Below are 17987 nucleotides of genomic sequence, written 5' to 3'. Positions count from 1 at the left end.
GCTGTCGATCACCGGTCGGATCTGCCCCCGAGCGACGGCCGGGATCACCTCGGGCAGGAGCGCGGCGATGACCTCGGCCATCTCCTGGTCGCGGGTGAAGCCGGCCGGATCGAGATCGCCGGGGCGGGGGAGGACGAAGCGTGGATCGTCGCCGAGCGCGACCACGTCACCGGCGTATTCGAAACCGGCGATGAACCGGTTGCCGTGTCCGCCGTGAGTCGGGTCCGCGGGGGCGAGCATCGGCAGGTCGGCATTGTTGGTGGCGGCGGCCCGATTGCGCACCAGGATCTGACCTGCTGCCGGCTGCGGGCGCGGAACTTCTCGTAGTACCCAGTCGGGGCCGATTCCGGAAACGAGTGCGCGCGTCGTGTCGATCAAGCGTGCTCCTGGCGGTAGCTGGGTCAGCGGTGCGCCCGACAGCTCCGGCCGGGGTGAGGATGTCCTCCGGCGTGGCCTCGATCCAGGGTGTTACCGAGTCCGGGCGACCTACATCAAGGATCCGGACAAACGCATGATTCTCGTTCAGCTCCAGCCAGCCGTCGGCACCACTTCGGAGGAAATGGTCCATAGCCCGCCGGAAAGCTGACCTGCGACCTGAAACCCCTTGGTGTGGCGGTAAGAAGGCACGAAGAATGCGCGTGAGAGCGGTTACCACTGTTCCGTGGGCGATACATCGCCGAGGTCTACGAGGCGAAGACGGCGAAGTTGCTGGGGACCGAGGTGGTTCTCGGGGACGCCTACCGCGGATGCCCGATGCTGGTGCGGTTCGAGTCGAACGAGCGGCAGTGGCTGTTCTCGAATCCGGACCTGACCGAATTACAGAAGGCGCTGGGCAAATACGTCTACCGATGAACAGGACAGCTGGGGGCACCACCCGGCAGGACGTCACGGGAATGAACAACGAAATGGACTGGTAACCGAGCACTTCTCGGCAGCATCCTGGCCACCCGTCGCCGAGATGTCAGGAGGTGCGTGATGGTGCGCAGAGGTGAACACGCGGTCGTGCTGGGTGCGAGTCTGGGAGGACTGCTGGCCGCTCGGGTGTTGTCGGAGTTCTTCGACCGCGTCACCGTCGTAGAACGGGACCGGCTCGGGGACGGCCGGGAGTTTCGCCGGGGTGTGCCGCAGGCGCGACACGTTCACGCGCTGCTGCCGAGCGGGTCGCAGGCGATGGAGACGCTGTTCCCCGGACTTCTCGCCGAACTCGCCGCGCACGGGACGAAGGTGATCTCCGACTACACCGAATTCTTCTTCTCGATTGCCGGGCACCGGCTCTCGGCCGGGGCCGACCCCCGAGTGCTCACCTACCTTCCGACGCGACGGCAGTTGGAGAGCCGGATCAGGGAGCGCGTCGCCGCGATCTCGGCGGTATGTATCGCCGATGGCCGTGATGTCGTCGGCCTGGTGAGTGATCGGTCGGGCGGCCGTATCGCGGGAGTGCGGGTGATGGCCCGCGAACCGGGAAGTACCGAGGAACTGGTGAGCGCCGACCTGGTGGTCGATGCGACGGGCCGCGGCACCCGCGTACCGGCCTGGCTCACCGCACTCGGCCACGAGGCGCCCGCTGAGGACACGGTCGCCGTGCACGTGGGCTATTCCAGCACGCGACTGCGGCTGTCTCCCGGCAGCGAGCCGGAGAAGATCGTGCTCATCGGACCCACGCCCAGCCGTCCGACCGGAATGGCCCTGCTGGCCACCGAGGACGAATCCTGGCTGTTCACCGCGACCGGCTACGGAAACCATCGCCCCGGCGACACCGTCGAGTCGATGGTCGACGGCGTCGCCGGATTCGCTCCACCGCATGTCGTCGAAGCGTTGCGGGCCGCGGAACCGCTCGCGCCGGTGGCCGGCTACCGCTACGAGGCCAATCGCCGACGCCGATACGATCGGTCGTCGCGCCCGCCGGGCGGACTGATCGCCCTCGGCGACGCGCTGTGCGGCTTCAATCCGATCTACGCGCAGGGCATGTCGGTGACCGCGCTCGAGGCGCTGGCCCTGCGCGAGTCGCTGCGCGCCGGCCGCGGCGACCTGGAACGCCGGTATTTCCGCGCCGCGGCCCGGATCGTGGAGGTCGCCTGGGAGCTGGCCGTCGGCCAGGATCTGACCCAGCCACTGGTCGAGGGCCCTCGACCGCTGCGGGTCCGGCTGGTGAACAAGTATGTCCGGCGGTTGCTCGAAGCCGGCGAGCACGATCCGGTCGTGGCCGCCCGATTCCTTCGGGTGTCGGCGTTCGTCGACGCGCCGGCCTCGCTGCTACGCCCAGATATCTTCGTCCGCACGGTGTTCCGATCCCGACGGCACCCCGACCCCGTCCCGGTCCCCGCCGCGCTCACCCGATGACCCTCCTCTCTGGCCTCGGAGCTGATACACAAGGGCGATGACGACACCGCCACCCACCGTCGCCGACCGGCTGCGCAGGGCCCGCCGGCGCCGGTTCGTCGGCCGCGTCGGTGAGGTGGAGTTGTTCCGTGCCGCGCTCGACGCCGATGAACCGCCCTTCACCCTGCTGTTCTTTCACGGCCCGGGTGGCATCGGCAAGACCGCGCTGCTCACCGAACTCCGGGATGTCGCGGCCACCGCCGGAGTCCGGACGGCCTGGATTGACGGTCGGGCCGTGGACCCGACGCCCGCGGCGTTCCAGCGTGTGGTGGAACCGGGCGACAGCGAATTCGTCCTGTTCGTTGACACATTCGAACGGCTGACACCGCTCGAGAGCTGGCTCCGCGAGGATTTCCTGCCCGCCCTGCCCGCCTGCGCGCTCGTGGTTGTCGCGGGAAGAAACCCACCGGCACAGGCCTGGACGGCCGATTCCGGCTGGCAGGAACTGCTGCGGGTGATTTCCCTGCGCAATCTCGCCCCGGACGACGCACGCGCGTATCTGCACGCCGCGGGCGTCGCCGAGAGCTCTCACGAACGAATCCTCACGCTCACTCACGGTCATCCGCTGGCCCTGTCGTTGCTGGTCGATGTCGTGCGACAGACGTCGGCGGACCTTCCGGCGAGTCTGCTCGAAGCACCGGACGCGGTGCGCGCGTTGCTGGAGCGATTCGTCGATTCCGTTCCCGGCCCGGCACATCGGTCCGCGCTCGAGGTGTGTGCCCATGTCCGCCACACGACCGAGGCGCTGCTGCGGGCCGCGATCGGCGACGCCGGGAGCGCCGAGGTGTTCGAGTGGCTGCGCGGGCTGGCGATCATGGAGCACGGTCCGCTCGGGCTCGCCCCACACGACATCGCGCGCGATGTGCTCGACGCCGACCTGCGCTGGCGCGATCCGAGCACCTACCTCGAGATCCATCAGCGGATCCGCGCGCATCTGCTGGAGCAGCTCGACGGTGCCGCGCACGACACGTCACCGGTCGCGGATCTGGTGTTCCTGCACCGCCACAACCCGACGATCTCCGGCTATTGGGACTGGTCGAGTTTCGGGCGCGCGTTCCCCGACAGGTTCCGCGCCACCGACCGGGAAGCGATCCTGGCGATGACGAAGCGGCATCAGGGACCCGAGCAGGCCGAACTCGTCGAATTCTGGCTCGAACGCCAGCCTGAGAGATTCGTCGCGGTGCGTGCATCGGGAAGCACACCGATCGGCTTCTTCTGCCGGCTGGCCCTGCACGAGGCGACCGAGGCCGACCTGACCGCGGACCCGGGGACGCGCACCATGTGGGATCACGCCACCCGCTACGGGCGTACGACGCCCGACGAGCCGGTGTTCGCCGGGCGCTTCCTCGTCGACGCGGAGGCCGATCAAGGCCCGTCGCCGACGATGAACACGGTGACCGCGTTCTCCACCCACGCGTGGCTGTCCCAGCGAGGAGTCGCCTGGGACTTCATCGGCGCCTTCGCCGAGTCCGAGTCCTGGGAACCGTTCATGCGCCACATCGACTTCCACCACGCCGACGGCTACACGATCGGTGCGCGACGGTACGCGGTCTACGCCCACGACTGGCGCCGCGTCGGTGTCGCGCAGTGGCTGGACCTGACCAACGACCGCGTCCTCGGCGCGCCGCTCGCCCGTCCGGTCCCGCCCGAGCCCGAACTCGTTCTCTCCCACCAGGAATTCACCGACGCGGTCCGTGCCGCACTGCGCGCCATGAAGCGCGGTGCTCGACTGGACCGCAATCCGCTGCTGCGCTCCCGTGTGGTCCGCTCCCGGCCCGGCGCGGCGACGGGTCAAGAACTGCGCGCGCTGATCACCGAGATCGCGGAATCCCTGCGGGCCGATCCCCGCGGCGCCAAGTTGCACCGCGTGCTCGACCGCACGTTCCTGCGCCCGGCCCCGACCCAGGAACTGGCGGCCGCGATGCTCGATCTGCCGTTCTCCACCTATCGGCGCCACCTCACCCAGGGGATCGAACGCGTGGCGGCCGAACTCTGGGAACGCGAGCTCTACCGGCCAGGAGGCGACTCTCCGGAACACTGACGAGAAGTGTTCCCGGCCTCGAGCGAGCGCGGCGGCGTTTCAGGGTGAACCTCAGGGTTTTTCCAGGATCCGGTGGCCGCGAACGGATTGCTACGGTCCGTGCATGAACCGAGGGAGGCAGTCATGACGACAGTCCGCGCGCGCTCCGATGCTGATCGGTCGGCTGTCACCGATGTCGCCTGGTTCGTCGCGATCGCCCTCGCGCTGTGCTACGCGCTGTCGGTTCCGATGGTGTTCCGGCTCGTTCCCGCCGACGTCAACAACCTGATCGTGCCGATCCTGCAGCTGACCCCGCTGCTCGCGGCGATCATCATGTGGCGCCTCCGGCGACCGGGCACGTTCCGGGAGACCTTCGCCACGGGGTGGCGCGGCACGCTCAGGTGGTCGAGCCTCGGTATCGGGCTCATCGCCGCGATCGCCGCCATCCAGGCCGCGATCGCGCTGGCGTGGGGGATCTGGCCGCTCAACCCGCTCGACGAGATCTTGGCGGCGACCGTCTGGCTCGTTCCGGTCTTCGTCCTGCAGTCGGTCTTCGCTGTCGGCGAGGAGTTCGGGTGGCGCGGCTGGCTGGCGACCCGCGCCGCCTCGTGGGGGTTCTGGCCGCTGGCCTTCGTCAGCGGCGTGGTCTGGATCTTCTGGCATCTGCCCGTGCTCGCCGTCATCGGTGATCGCCCACCGGGGGACATCGTCATCTACTTCGCGGGCATGCTGCCGTGGGCGCCGCTGCTGCTCGCCCTCCGTCGGCGGTCGGGCAGTGTCTGGCCTGCGGTGCTGACACACGGAGCGATCAACAGCGTCCGGGTGTACCTGTTGCAATCGGTCCCCGACGCCACCGATCACCTGCTGATCGAAGTGATCGGCTGGGTACTGACGCTCGCCGCCGCGATGTGGCTGATGCGCGAAGGCCGCCGCGATTCGATCAAGTAGAACGGAATGATCTGTTCTGTTAGAGTCGTGGAGCGGCCGGTTCGAGCCGCGCCTTTCGAAGGAGAAGCTCATGTACTTGGTCGTCGGTGCCACCGCTCACTTCGGCCGCCAGGCCGTTGATGCCCTGCTCGCGGCGGGGCAGCCGGTCCGCGCGTTGACCCGGCGCCCGGAGTCGGCCGATCTGCCGCAGGGGGCTGGGGTGGTGGCGGGGGATCTGACCTCGGCGGAGTCGCTCGCGCCGGCGCTGGCGCAGGTGGAGGCGATCTTCCTGGTGCTGCCGTACGGCATGGACGTGGCGCCGCTGCTGGCCGCGGCACGCGAGGCCGGCGTCGCGCGGATCGTGTTCCTGTCCTCGGGCGCGGTGGTCGACGGTGACCAGCCGCAGCCCGATGTCATCGCGCGCTACCACCGCGAGGTCGAGCTCGCGATCGAGGCGTCCGGGATCGAATGGACCTTCCTGCGGCTGTTCTTCCCCGCCGTCAACTCGCTGTCGTTCGCGATGCAGCTCGCGGGCGGCGACGTGATCCGGGCGGCGTACGGGCAGGCCACCGCGGCGCCCATTCACGAGGACGACGTGGCGGAGGTGGCCGCGACCGTCCTGCGGGGCGGGCACGCCGGGCGGATCTACGAGCTCACCGGCCCGGAATCGCTCACTCAGGTCGAGCAGGTCGACATCCTGGGCGCGGCGCTCGGGCGTCCGCTGGTGTTCGAGGAACTCGACGACGCCGCGGTGCGGGCGCAGATGGCCCAGTTCATGGATCCCGCGTTCATCAACGCGCTGTTCGACCTGATGGCGGCCACGGTCGGCAAACCGGCGCCGGTCAACACGGTCGTCGAACAGCTCACCGGCCACGCCCCGCGCGGCTACGCCCAGTGGGTCACCGACCACCTGGTCGACTTCCGCTGACCCTGCCCCTGCGGTCGCGAGTGCGGGTGTGGGAAGGGCGGAGGCCATCGCGCCGGTAGCATCGCGTTGGCCTCCGCCACTATTCGAAGAGGGACACCATGCGCGAAGTGCACGTGGTCGGTATCCGCGTCTCGGACGAGCAGGCCGCCGGCGAAGAGCCGAAGTCTCGGGCGGTCCTGATGCTGCGTGAGGCGTTGGGTGCCCGCCGCTACGTCCCGGTCGCCATCGGGAACGCGGAAGCCACCGCGGTCGTCCTGGAACAGGAAGGCGTCACGCCGGTCGAGCCGCTGACCCACGATCTGATCAACAACCTCCTCGTGGCGCTCGGCCACCCACTCCTCGAAGTCCAGATCAGCGACTACCGCGACGGAACCTTCAAGTCCGACTTGATCTTCCACGGCGCCCTCCGAGTCCCCGCCCGCGTATCGGACGCGGTGAACGTCGCGATGCGCGCACGGGCCCCGATCTACGTCGACGAGCAAGTGCTGGACGAGGTCGCACTCGTCGAACGCTCCGAAACCGAGGGGTGATCGGGGGCGTGGACGGCGGGTGTCAGATCGGTTCGCGGCCGGCGGCTACCCGGCCCGCGACGTGGCGGACATCGCGATGGGAGATGAGCCACTCGCCCTCGTGCTGTTCGAACTCGTCCCGGACCAGTCCGATGACGACCCAGTATGCCGGTCGGCCGACGTCGGTGCTCGAAAACCAGTGCCACACAGTGGCATAGGCGGTGAGTAGGGGAGTGTCACCGTTCCACTCGATGGTGGTCTGCCCGATGACATGCGCGACCAGGGAGCGCTGTGACTCGGGCACCCGGCTCATGTGCGCGGTGAACTCGTCGCGGCCGTGGAACAGTACCGGTGGGCCCGGCATGATCCGGTACTCGATGAGTGCATCGGGGGTGAAGCACTCGGAGAACCGCTCAGTCTGCCTGGTGTCGGCGATCCGGAAGAACTTGTGGAACGTGCGCAAGATCGCCCGCTCCGCTTCCGATGGTGGCGAGGAGATCGCCCCGCACTGCGGTCACGTCGGTCCTTTCGCTGCCGGCGGCCACGGAGCGCGCCGTTCGGTCGGCCGGTTGGTGGAGGCGTCGTGGAAAGTGTGGTGGCTCAGTGGGTTTCCGGCGTTTCGTAGGCCCGCAGGAAAGTGCCGACCGCGGCGGTGGCCACGGCGCGCATCTCGGCGGCCGTGACCTTTCGGGTGCCGAGCCGGGTCCGGCCCTCCATCGGACCGGTGATCAGCGCGAGGAACTGTTCGGCGGCGGTCGCCGGGTCGCTCGCGCGCAGGCGGCCCGCCAGCGCCAGGCGGGCCAGCCGATCGGCGAGGGCGTCGGCGAGCTGATCGGATGTCCGGCTCGCGACCACGTCGATCAGCTCGGGGAACTGGGCGACCTGACCGTAGGTGAGCCGGCGCGGCGACCGGGACCGCTCGGTACAGCACGATCGGATCAACCGGTACGCCACGTCTTCCAAGGTGGCCCGCAGATCCGCGCCCGGGTCGCGCAGCCGCTCGAGCACCGCCAGGTTCTCCGCGAGCACCGCGTCGCCCGCGGCGGCGAGCGCATGCCGGAACAAGGTTTCCTTGTCGTCGAAGTGGTTGTAGACGGTGGGTTCGGCGGCACCGGCCACCTTCGCGATCTTGCAAGTGGCGTTGTCCGCCCTCGGCCGGTGCGGCCGATCCTCCCGCTCACCGCGCACCAGGGCTTCTCCGGTGGGCGACGGGTGTGCGAGCATTCCGCGGTGGCTGGTGGAACTGATAATTGGCCGGTGGTCGACCTGGTCGACCTGCTGGATGTGCTCGAGCTCGAGGAAGTCGCGACGGGGCGGTTCCTGGCGCGGAATGTGACGTCGACGCTGCCGACCACGTTGGGTAGTCAGACGCTGGCGCAGGCCGTGGTCGCGGCCGAGCGGACGGTGCCGCACATGGCGGTGCAGTCGCTGCACGGGGTGTTCCCGCGCGGGGGATACGCCGACCGCGCGGTGGACGTGGAGGTCGAGGTCGTGCAGTCGGGGCGGTCGCTGGCCACCGCGCAGGTGACCTTCCGTCAGGACGGGCGCGAGCACGCGCGGGTGCTGACCATGCTCAGCGTCGACGAGCCCGACTTCCTCGCGCACCACGCCGCGCTGCCGGCCGATGTGCCGGGGCCGGAGGACTGCGCCGACCTGCCGTGCGCGCTGCTGCCGTGGGAGGTCCGGACGTTCGGTGGCGCCGACGCGCTGGCCCTCGACTTCGCGGGCCCGCCGTCGCTGGATGTGTGGATGCGCTGCGACAAGGCTCCCGATCTGCCGATGCTCTCGCGCGCTCTGCTGGCGCACGGCAGTGAGGGGTTCCTCGGTCCGGTCACCCTGCGGCCGTATCCGCAGGCCGAGATCGCGCGGCGCGGCGGCCGGGGGCGATCGGCCATGCTCGCCCAGACCGTTACCTTCCATCGGCCGTTCACCGTGCACAACTGGCTGCTGCTGCGCTGTGAGAGCCCGTTCGCGGGCGCGGGACGCATGTACTCCCGCATCCAGATCTTCACCCGCGCGGGCGAATTGGTGGCCTCGGCGGACGCGCAGGGTCTGATGCGCGCAGAGGGACCCGCCGCGCAGGCCTGAGCGCTCCGGCGCCGACGAACACCGACGTTTATCGGTCAATTGTCCAATTATCGCGTATCGAGGCCGCCCGGGTATTACGGTGCCGCGCATGGCTCGTACTCAGCACATGCTCGCGGCCGCCGCCCTGGCCGCCGTCCCCTTCGTCGCGACCGCGCCGGTGTCGGCGGCGCCGGTCGTCGACAAGGTCGTGGTCATCGGCATCGACGGCACGCTGTGGAGCGAGGTGGCGGCCGCCGATGCCCCGAACCTCGACCGGCTGGCCGCGGAGGGCACTCTGGCGCGCACCTCCATCGCCCCGCACACGACGATGTCGTGCGTGTCCTGGGCGACGGCGCTGACCGGTGTGTGGGACACCAAGCACGGCATCCAGGACAACGGGTCCACCTGCGCCGCCGCTGCTTTCGCGCCGTATCCGACGGTGTTCACCCAGGTGGAGCGGGCGCGGCCGGCGTTGTCGACGGCGTCCATCGGCACCTGGGACAAGATCGGGATGATCGCGCGGACCGGCAGCCCGGCGGCCGACCGGGTGACGGTCACCCAGCTCGATCCCACCGGCGCGGGCGTCTGTGAGACCACCGCCGACGCCAACGCCACCGCGGCGGCGGTCTCGGCCATCACCGAGGACGGGACCGATCTGCTGTTCACGCACCTCGATCAGGTGGACATCGTGGGCCACACGCTGCGCGGAATCTGGCCGCAGGCGTATCGCGATGCCATCGGCCGCGCCGACGCGCTGGTCGGCAAGATCACCGCCGCGGTGGACGCGCGGGCGGCGTCGCATCCGGACGAGCGGTGGACGATTCTGGTCACCACCGACCACGGGCACACGCCGGACGGTGGGCACGGCGGCCAGAGTGCCTACGAGACAGCAAGTTTCGTGCTGGCGCGCGGGGCCGGGTTCGCGGCCGGTGCGCAGCACAACGGGTACACCCTCGCCGACATCACCCCGACCGTGCTGGACCTGCTCGATGTCTCGGCACCCTCGAATCTCGACGGTGAGTCGATGCTGACGGGTGGTTCGGGCGACCCGGCCGCGCCGGTGCCGACCACGCCACCGGTCGATGCCGGGATCACCGGTTCGTCGTCGGGATCGGCACAGGCGGCGCTGGTGGCGAACCCGTTGTGCCTGCTCGGGAGTGGATCGGCGGGTGGCTCGTCCGACCGATGACGTGCCGGACGCCGAGGTATCGCGGTAGTTGCGGTGCCGCATCAGTGCGGCGACAGCGACTCGCGCTGGATGTTTGCCGCAGCACCCGCCGCCTAGGCTCGGTCTCGACGAAATCGTGTCCGACCGAGGAGGATGGTGCAGATGCCCAAGTACCTGTGGCGGGTCAGCTATTTCCAGGAAGGCGCGCAGGGGCTGTTGGCGCAGGGCGGTAGTGCGCGCCGGGCAGCGATCACGGAGATGGTCGAGAGCGTCGGGGGATCGGTCGAGGCGTGCTATTTCGCGTTCGGCGAGGACGATCTGTACGTGATCGGCGAGGTCCCGGACGACGTCGCGGCCGCGGCGCTGGCCATTCGCACGGCCGCCGCGGGCGCCGCGGTGTCCCACACGGTGAATCTGCTGACGCCCGCGCAGGTCGATGAAGCCGTCGCGCTGGACGTCACCTACCGGCCGCCGGCCTGACCACTCGGCTCACCGCGCGCCTCCGCGATCCGGTGGCGCGATGAAGTAGTGCTCGGCGCGATCCGCGACCGTGTCGACCACCGCGCGGACGAAGGCCCGGAGCCGGGCATTGTCGGCGCCCGGGAGCCAGACCGGTCGCCAGACGTGGCCGCGGCCGTCGTCGAAGGGGACGTAGACGGCGCCGTGGCGGGGGTAGTGACGTTCGGCGTGCGCGCCGGCGGGGTGGACCCCCGCACCGAAGGACACGGCGGTCAGCACGTCTTCGAAGGTGTGCGCGCCGACGGGGGTGGCGGGGGTGATGTGCCAGGTCTCGTCGAGATAGCGCTGCCAGTAGACACCGGACGGGCCGCCGATGGAGATCACCTCGACGCCGGACAGGCTCGCGCCGAGGGAGCCGGCGCGGGCGAGCCGGTGGGCGCGGGGGACGACGAGCCCGGTGGGTTCGGTGAGCAGCGCCGGTCCGGCGACCAGGTCGTGTTCGCCGACGGGGGAGTGGCTGATCACCAGGTCGAGTTCGTCGCGGCGCAGCGGGCCGAAGACGTCGCCGAGGTGGACCTCGCGGGCGTGCACCTCGCACTCGGGATGACGGCCGCGGAAGGTCGGGACGGAGTCGACCAGCAGACCGGCGGCGAGCCCGCCCAGATATCCCACGCGCAGCGTGCCTTCCACGCTGCGCGCCGCAGCCCTGGCCCGCTCCACGGCCCGGTCCAGCTGGGCCCGGATCGGTAGCAGGTCGTCGCGCAGTATGCGCCCGACGGGCGCCAAGCGGACCTGCCTGCTGGTGCGCTCGAACAACGGTGCGCCGAAATGACGTTCGAGCTTCTTGATCGTCTGGCTGACCCTGGCCTGCGTCAGGAACAGGCGTTCGGCGGCCCGGCCGAAGTGCAGTTCCTCGCACAGCGCCAGGAAGATCTCGATCTCCTGCCGTTCCATAACTCTCGCTAATCGGTCATGTCGCCACTGGCCGTTGATGGTTCGGCAGCGCGCCAGCAATCTGAAAACACGATCAGCCTAACGATCGCCACCGACACCTTGCTGAGCAGAAGATCTCGCACCGAGGAGCCCGCCCATGACAACGCTATCGACTGCCCCACCCCGGGCCCGGACCGCACACGAACCGGAATACGCGCTGGGTGCACTGGCGCTCGGCGCCTTCGGCATCGGCCTCACCGAATTCGTCCTCGTGGGACTGCTCGGCGTGATCGGCGACGACCTGTCGATCTCGGTGCCGAGCGCGGGCCTGCTGGTCACCGGCTATGCCGCCGGTGTCGCCGTCGGCGCGCCGCTGATGACCGCGCTGGGCGCCCGCGTTCCGCGCAAGACGATGCTCGCGTCGCTGCTGGGGATCTTCGTCGCGGGCAACCTGCTGTCGGCCGTGGCGCCGAACTACGAACTGCTGCTGGCGGGCCGGATCGTCGCGGCGCTCACCCACGGCGCGTTCTTCGGGATCGGTGCGGTCGTGGCGGCGGACCTGGTCGCGCCGCAGCGCCGGGCCGGCGCCATCGCCACCATGTTCACCGGGCTCACGCTGGCGAATGTGGCGGGGGTGCCGCTCGGCACCGCGCTCGGCCAGGCCTTCGGCTGGCGTTCGACGTTCTGGGCGGTGACCGCCGTCGGCGTGGCAGCGCTGGCCGCGGTCCTCGCGCTGGTGCCGCCACAGCCGCGCGAATTCGTGGACTTCCGAGCACAATTGGCGGTGTTCGCGCGGGTCCAGGTGTGGTCGGCGCTGCTGATCACCGCGCTCGGCTTCGGCGCCGTCTTCGCGGTGTTCACCTTCTTCGAACCGATCCTGACCGAGGTGACCGGGCTGCCGGACGCGGCCGTGCCCTGGCTGCTGGTCGTCTTCGGCGTCGGCCTGTTCGGCGGCAATCTCATCGGCGGCAGACTCGCCGACCGCGCGGTGCTGCCCACCTTGATCGGCGCGCTCGCCGCCCTGACGGTTGTGCTGGTGATCTTTGCTGCCGTCGCCGCCCACCCGGTCGGAGCGACGGTGACGATCCTCGCGCTCGGTGCGACCGGCTTCGCGATCGTCCCGGCGGTGCAGATGCGGGTGCTCGACACCGCGGGCCGCGCGTCGACGCTCGGTTCGGCGGCCAACATCTCCGCCTTCAACGTCGGCATCGCCGCGGCCTCCTGGCTCGGCTCCGCCGCCATCGACCGCGGGCTCGGTCTCACCGCGCCCGCCTGGATCGGCGCCGGTCTGGCGGCCGCCGCGCTGGTCGTCACCCTGGTCTCCCGCGCGCTCGACGGCCGCGGATAACCCCCACTCCCGAGAAACGACACACATCATGCACGTCTGGAAGAAGATCATGACCGCTGCCCTGGCGATCACCGCCACCGTCGCCACCGCGGCTTGCGGCGACACCTCCGCGAAACCCGGCGACGAACCCAGGATCGCCTGGTCGGTGCCGATGCAGCAGCCGAGTGCCGGCTTCGAGCCGAACTGGTCGCTCGACGGCTTTGCCGAGCACACCCTCCGGCAGGTCGTCCGGGTCACCACCGGCGGCGATTCCGCGCGCATCACGCTGTCGAACCTGTTCGGGCGCGACGAACTCCGTATCGCCGCCGCCACCATCGGCCGCACCGAGTCCGGCGCCGCCGTGCACCCGGACAGCCTGCGGCCCTTGCGTTTCCACGGCAGCGAGAGCGCCACGATCGCCCCGGGCGCCGACCTGACCAGTGATGTCGCCGAATTGCGGCTGGCCCCACTGGAATCCGCGACCGTCACGCTCTACCTGCGTGAACCGTCCGGTCCGGCCACCTTCCACGCGCAGGGCTACGCCACGTCCTACCGGGCCTCCGGTGACCACGTCGGCGCGGCCGACGGCGCCGCCTTCACCGACACCACGCACTCCTGGTACTACCTGTCGAGCGTGGAGATGACGGGCGGCACCGCCGGCGCGGGGGCGATCGTCGCGTTCGGCGACTCGATCACCGACGGCTTCGGTTCCGACAACGACGGCGACAACCGCTATCCCGACGCGCTGGCGGATCGACTCGCCGCCGCCGGGACGCCCCGCGTGGTGCTGAACGCGGGCATCGGCGGGAACACCCTGCTCAGCGATTCGCCGTGGTACGGCGAGAGCGCGACGCGGCGCTTCGACCGAGACGTCTTGGCGCACAAAGGCGTACGCACCGTCGTACTCCTGGGCGGGCTCAACGACATCGGCTTCTCGGAAGTGGACCTGCCGACCTACAAGCCGAATCCGATGGTGTCGGTGGAGCAGTTGATCGCCGCCTACCGCGACTTGATCGCCCGTGCCCACCGGGCCGGACTCACCGTCGTGGGCGGCACGCTGTTGCCGATGAAGGGCGCCGAGTACTACACGCCGACCTCGGCCGCCAAACTCCGCGCGGTCAACGAATGGATCCGCACCAGCGGCGCATTCGACGCCGTCGCCGATTTCTCGGCCGCCGTCGCCGACCCCGCCGACCCGGACCGCTTGAACCCCGCCTTCGACTCCGGCGACCACAAGCATCCGAACGCCGCGGGATACCGCGCCATGGCCGCGGCCGTGGACCTGAACACCCTCTGAACCCCGCGGGGCGCACCCGGTCCCGGCTCCCACGACAGGAGCCGGGCCCGGGTCAGTCCTTGCGTCCGGTCGCGGCGACGGTGACGCCGAGTCCGATCATGGTGAGCCCGCCGACCCCGCCGACCAGGGAAAGCCGCCGCGGTGACCGGGCGAACCACTCCCTCGCGGTGGCCGCGGCCATGCCCCACACCAGGTCGGACGCCACGGCGATGACGTTGAACACGAGTCCGAGCAGCAGCATCTGCGCGACGACGGATCCCTGCGACCGGTCGACGAACTGCGGCAGAACCGCGGCGAAGAACACGATGGTCTTCGGATTGGTGACCCCGACCGCGACACCCTCCCACAACGTCCGCAGACCACCCTGTTCGCCGCCCGCCCCGGCAACTGCAGTCCCCAAGGACCCGCGCTCCCGCCACGCCTTCACCCCCAGGTACACCAGGTAGGCGGCACCCACCAGCTTGAGAATCGTGAACGCCAGAACCGACCGTTCGACCACCGCGCCGACCCCGAAGGCCACGGCCACGACCAGCACATAGGCGCCAGCGGTGTTACCCACGACCGTGGTCAGCGCCGCACGGCGACCCTGCGACAGCGCCCGGCTGATGACGAACAGCACACTGGGCCCTGGCACCACGATCAGCAGGAACGACATCGCCGCGAAGGCGAGCAGACGGTCGGCGGACACCATCACTCCATGCAAGCACGCCCGGCCACCGTTCCTCCACCGGATTTCGCCGCCGCGGCCGGGTGCTAGCCTGACCACGTGCTCATCGAGGTCGACAGACTCTAGCCGCCCTCTCGAAGGCGGCGCCCCGAACTCACGTTCCCGCTCGTGCCGGAATGTGTCTTCGGCGTACCCGATCGAGCCCGCGCTTCCCGCGCCCTCGTCGCCTTCGACGGCTTCCGCGAATTCCGAACCTTTGCGGCCGCTCGTGTCACGAGCAGGAAGAGTCGAACGACCCATGTCATCATTCACGCATTCCGCGATCACACTGCACGACCTGAGTTTCGAATGGCCCGACGGGACCGTCGCGCTCGCCGGAGTGAACGGCGCGTTCGGTGCCGGGCGCACCGGGCTGATCGGCCGGAACGGCGCGGGCAAATCCACGCTGCTGCGCCTGATCGGCGGGCAGTTGACGCCGACGTCCGGGCACATCGATACGACCGGTGCGGTCGGGTATCTGCCGCAAACCCTCACGCTCGGCCGCGAGCAGACCATCGCGGATCTGCTCGGTGTCGCCGGAAAACTGGCGGCGCTGCGCGCGATCGAAGCGGGCGAGGTCGCGGATCGGCATTTCGAGACAGTCGGCGACGACTGGGACATCGAAGCCCGCGCGGACGAAGCACTGCACGAGATCGGTTTCAGCGCCGCCGATCTCGACCGGCGAGTCGGCGCGATCTCCGGCGGCCAGGCCGTTCTGGTCGCGATCACGGGACTGCGGATCCAGCGCACGCCGATCACCCTCCTCGACGAGCCCACCAACAACCTGGACCGCGCGACCCGCTCCGCGCTCACCGGCTTCGTGGATACCTGGCCCGGCACCCTCGTCGTGGTCAGCCACGACCTCGAACTGCTCGAGCACATGGATGCCACGGCGGAGTTGCACGGCGCGAACCTGGCCGTGTTCGGCGGTCCCTACAGCGCCTGGAAGGAACACGTCGAGCAGGAGCAGGCTGCGGCCGCCCAGGCGGCGCGAAGCGCCGAGCAAGCGCTGAAAGTCGAGAAGCGGCAACGGATCGAGGCCGAGACCAAGCTCGCCCGGCGGGAACGGACCGGGCGCGCCACCCAGCGCAACGGCGGCATCCCCCGGATCATGGCGGGCAACCGGGCCAGCAAGGCACAGGCCTCGGCGGGAGTGATGCGCACCACTCTCGATGCGAAAGTAGCTGCGGCCCAGGAGATTCTGGTCGCGGCGGCCGAACGGGTGCGCAGGGAGGAACACATCCGGCTCGACCTGCCGGATCCCGACGTGCCGCGGGGCAGGCGGATCGCCGAACTCCGCGACGGCGCGCGGGTCATCAGCATCCAGGGGCCGGAACGGGTCGCGGTCGTCGGAGGCAACGGGGTCGGCAAGACGACCTTGATCGAGGACCTGCTGCACGGTCGCGATCCGGCACGCGGCGTCCTGTTCACCGATCGCGTGGGATATCTGCCGCAACGCCTGGACGGATTGGACGAGCAGGCCAGTGCGCTCGAGAACGTGCACGCCGCCGCGGTGACGACGGCGCCCGGCGTGATCCGCAACCACCTCGCCCGGATGCTGTTGCGCGGCAACAGCGTCGATCGCCCGGTCGCGACGCTGTCGGGTGGCGAACGCTTCCGGGTCTCGCTGGCGCGACTGCTGTTCGCCGATCCGCCGGTCCAGTTGCTCGTCCTCGACGAGCCGACCAACAACCTCGACATCGCCAGTGTTGATCGACTCGTCGAAGCGCTGACCGCCTATCGCGGCGCCGTGCTGGTGATCAGCCACGACTACCCCTTCCTGCGCCGGCTCGGCATCGACACCGTCGTGGAACTCGACGCCGAAGGGCATCTCCATCAGGATGGCGCGCTGGAGTGACCTGACAGTTCCGGTCCCGTGGAATCCCCCTGGTCACTCCTCCACGCGGGGTAAGTTGCCACCCAGTGGTGAAAACAGCTGCGGCGCTGTCGATCGCGGCCGCGCGGGGTGGAGGAGTGTCATGGAACCGATCGTGCTCGATTCGACCGGCGTCGACATCCAGGGGGAGTCGGATCGGATCCGGCAGCGCGGCCCGGTCGCGCTCGTGGAGTTGCCCGGCGGGGTGCCCGCCTGGTCGGTCACCGACCAGGCGGTCCTGCGCGGCCTGCTCGCCGACCCGCGGGTGTCCAAAGACCCCCGGCAGCACTGGATGTCGTTCATCAACGGCGAGATCACCGAGGCGTGGCCGCTGCTGCCCTGGGTCGCGGTCGACAACATGTTCACCGCCTACGGCGCCGACCACCGCAGGCTGCGCCGGCTGGTCGCCCCGGCGTTCAGCCATCGGCGCAGCACCGCGCTGCGCCCGCGGATCGCCGAGATCACCGAGACTCTGCTCGACGGATTGGCGGACACTCCGGTCGGTGAGCCGGTCGACCTGCGCGCCGGCTTCGCCTATCCGGTGCCGATCCGGGTGATCACCGAACTGGTCGGCGTGCCGGAGGAACTGGGACCGTCGATGCACAAGTGTGTCGACGGCTTCTTCGACGGCACGTTCACCGCGGAGCAGGCACAGGCGAACTACCTCGAAATGTACGGGCTGGTCGGCGAACTCGTCGCCTACCGGCGCGCCCATCCGGGCGACGACGTCACGAGCGTGCTCCTCGCCACCCGCGGCGAGGACGCCCCGCTGTCGGAGAAGGAGCTCGTCGACACGTTGATGCTGGTGATCAACGCCGGTCACGAGACCACGGTCAATCTGCTCGACCAGGCGATCGTCGCCCTGCTCACCCACCCGGAACAGCGTGCCGCGGTGGTTGGTGGCGACGTGTCGTGGGCCGACGTGGTGGAGGAGACGCTGCGATTCCAGGCCCCCGTCGCGCACCTGCCGCTGCGCTACGCCGTCGAGGACATCGAGATCGCCGGGGGACCTCGCATCGCCAAGGGCGAGGCGATCCTCGCCTCCTACGCGGGCGCCAGCCGTGACCCGAAAGTCCACGGCCCCACCGCCGCCGGGTTCGACCCGACCCGGGCCACCCGCGACCACCACCTCGCCTTCGGACACGGCGCCCATCACTGCCTCGGCGCGTCCCTGGCCCGGCTGGAAGCCACAGTGGCGCTGCCCGCGCTGTTCGACCGCTTCCCCGCGATGCGACTGGCGGTGAATCCCGGCGAACTGGAGCCGGTCTCGAGCTTCATCTCCAACGGCCACACCACGGTCCCGGTGTACCTGAACGCCGATTAGGAAGTGCCCTGCAAGTTGACCGAGCGGGAGGACCTGCCGATTGCTATCGGTTCATTCGACTCGACCT

The 17987-nt window shown here is 69.8% G+C and carries 16 protein-coding genes and 1 pseudogene; 12 read left to right on the top strand and 5 right to left on the bottom strand.

The annotated features are described in order from the left end of the window. Positions 1–378, bottom strand: a pseudogene (locus DFR69_RS25180) (hypothetical protein); the annotation flags it as partial. 597 nt (positions 379–975) lie between these two features. Here DFR69_RS25180 and DFR69_RS25175 point away from each other — a divergent pair. The 5 genes from DFR69_RS25175 (at position 976) to DFR69_RS25155 (ending at position 6784) form a co-directional block, all read left to right on the top strand. After that, entirely contained in the window at positions 976–2340 is a 1365-nt protein-coding gene (locus tag DFR69_RS25175; protein ID WP_186817444.1) for an FAD-dependent monooxygenase family protein, read from the top strand. A gap of 37 nt (positions 2341–2377) precedes the next feature. Then, on the top strand, positions 2378–4420 hold the full coding sequence (locus tag DFR69_RS25170) for an AAA family ATPase (RefSeq protein ID WP_110040079.1): 2043 nt from the start codon (positions 2378–2380) through the stop codon (positions 4418–4420). A 123-nt stretch (positions 4421–4543) separates the two neighbouring features. Next, complete coding sequence (locus tag DFR69_RS25165; RefSeq protein ID WP_110040078.1) at positions 4544–5347, top strand: CPBP family intramembrane glutamic endopeptidase; 804 nt, start codon at positions 4544–4546, stop codon at positions 5345–5347. 70 nt (positions 5348–5417) lie between these two features. After that, entirely contained in the window at positions 5418–6254 is an 837-nt protein-coding gene (locus DFR69_RS25160; protein WP_110040077.1) for an NAD(P)H-binding protein, read from the top strand. A gap of 98 nt (positions 6255–6352) precedes the next feature. Then, positions 6353–6784: a bifunctional nuclease family protein gene (locus tag DFR69_RS25155; protein WP_110040076.1), complete on the top strand. Its 432-nt coding sequence runs from the start codon at positions 6353–6355 to the stop codon at positions 6782–6784. 22 nt (positions 6785–6806) lie between these two features. Here DFR69_RS25155 and DFR69_RS25150 read toward each other — a convergent pair whose 3' ends face one another. Further along, entirely contained in the window at positions 6807–7262 is a 456-nt protein-coding gene (locus DFR69_RS25150) for a nuclear transport factor 2 family protein (protein ID WP_261774626.1), read from the bottom strand. Between the two features lie 101 nt (positions 7263–7363). After that, positions 7364–7987 (bottom strand): TetR/AcrR family transcriptional regulator C-terminal domain-containing protein, encoded by a 624-nt coding sequence (locus DFR69_RS25145; protein WP_110040075.1) that lies wholly within the window; start codon positions 7985–7987, stop codon positions 7364–7366. A 33-nt stretch (positions 7988–8020) separates the two neighbouring features. On the opposite strand from DFR69_RS25145, the gene DFR69_RS25140 reads away from it, so the two are divergent. From DFR69_RS25140 to DFR69_RS25130, 3 genes are all read left to right on the top strand, one after another. Next, the gene (locus DFR69_RS25140) at positions 8021–8851 is read left to right on the top strand and encodes an acyl-CoA thioesterase (protein ID WP_244198445.1); all 831 of its coding nucleotides are present in this window, start codon (positions 8021–8023) and stop codon (positions 8849–8851) included. Positions 8852–8939: 88 nt separating this feature from the next. Beyond that, positions 8940–10019, top strand: a complete 1080-nt coding sequence (locus tag DFR69_RS25135; RefSeq protein ID WP_208644042.1) for an alkaline phosphatase family protein — start codon at positions 8940–8942, stop codon at positions 10017–10019. Between the two features lie 141 nt (positions 10020–10160). Next, the gene (locus DFR69_RS25130; RefSeq protein ID WP_110040118.1) at positions 10161–10478 is read left to right on the top strand and encodes a GYD domain-containing protein; all 318 of its coding nucleotides are present in this window, start codon (positions 10161–10163) and stop codon (positions 10476–10478) included. A 9-nt stretch (positions 10479–10487) separates the two neighbouring features. Here the strand turns inward: DFR69_RS25130 and DFR69_RS25125 are convergent, their stop codons facing one another. Continuing rightward, on the bottom strand, positions 10488–11411 hold the full coding sequence (locus DFR69_RS25125; RefSeq protein WP_110040074.1) for a LysR family transcriptional regulator: 924 nt from the start codon (positions 11409–11411) through the stop codon (positions 10488–10490). Between the two features lie 136 nt (positions 11412–11547). On the opposite strand from DFR69_RS25125, the gene DFR69_RS25120 reads away from it, so the two are divergent. Both DFR69_RS25120 and DFR69_RS25115 read left to right on the top strand, forming a co-directional pair. Further along, on the top strand, positions 11548–12738 hold the full coding sequence (locus DFR69_RS25120) for an MFS transporter (protein ID WP_110040073.1): 1191 nt from the start codon (positions 11548–11550) through the stop codon (positions 12736–12738). A 28-nt stretch (positions 12739–12766) separates the two neighbouring features. Further along, positions 12767–14014 (top strand): SGNH/GDSL hydrolase family protein, encoded by a 1248-nt coding sequence (locus DFR69_RS25115; RefSeq protein ID WP_110040072.1) that lies wholly within the window; start codon positions 12767–12769, stop codon positions 14012–14014. A 52-nt stretch (positions 14015–14066) separates the two neighbouring features. Here the strand turns inward: DFR69_RS25115 and DFR69_RS25110 are convergent, their stop codons facing one another. Beyond that, positions 14067–14705: a LysE family translocator gene (locus DFR69_RS25110; RefSeq protein WP_110040071.1), complete on the bottom strand. Its 639-nt coding sequence runs from the start codon at positions 14703–14705 to the stop codon at positions 14067–14069. Positions 14706–14979: 274 nt separating this feature from the next. Here DFR69_RS25110 and DFR69_RS25105 point away from each other — a divergent pair, with 274 nt between their 5' ends. Together DFR69_RS25105 and DFR69_RS25100 are read left to right on the top strand one after the other, a co-directional pair. After that, positions 14980–16578: an ATP-binding cassette domain-containing protein gene (locus DFR69_RS25105; RefSeq protein ID WP_110040070.1), complete on the top strand. Its 1599-nt coding sequence runs from the start codon at positions 14980–14982 to the stop codon at positions 16576–16578. A gap of 121 nt (positions 16579–16699) precedes the next feature. Beyond that, a complete protein-coding gene (locus tag DFR69_RS25100; RefSeq protein ID WP_110040069.1) occupies positions 16700–17920 on the top strand; it encodes a cytochrome P450 family protein in 1221 nt (406 codons plus the stop codon). Positions 17921–17987: the final 67 nt, after the last annotated feature.

The organism is Nocardia neocaledoniensis (assembly GCF_003182135.1).
Lineage (GTDB): Bacteria > Actinomycetota > Actinomycetes > Mycobacteriales > Mycobacteriaceae > Nocardia > Nocardia neocaledoniensis.
This window is presented reverse-complemented; position numbering and strand designations above follow the sequence as displayed.